The following is a 227-nucleotide window of genomic DNA, read 5'->3' on the forward strand; positions in this document are numbered from 1 at the left end:
GACGATTATGAGGACTTCTCAGAAGTCGAAAAGGCTCTTGCCGCTATCGACAGAACGAAGAACATCACAGAGCAGGCTGATGTGGACGCTATGGCAAAGGCTATAAATGACGCTGTGGCAAACCTTGTAAAGAAAACACCTGCTTCTTCACAGCCTGACAGCGTAAGCAGTTCTGATGCTTCGTCAGATACGAGCAGTTCCGCTTCCGACAGCTCATCTTCTGACAG

1 protein-coding gene is annotated in these 227 nt (G+C 48.9%); it reads left to right on the forward strand.

The genetic code is table 11. The features are described from left to right. Nucleotides 1-227, forward strand: a 227-nt coding sequence (locus WS40_RS11170) for a hypothetical protein (protein ID WP_046442372.1), incomplete at both ends; no start/stop codon positions are given.

This window comes from Ruminococcus sp. N15.MGS-57 (assembly GCF_000980385.1).
GTDB lineage: Bacteria > Bacillota > Clostridia > Oscillospirales > Ruminococcaceae > Hominimerdicola > Hominimerdicola aceti.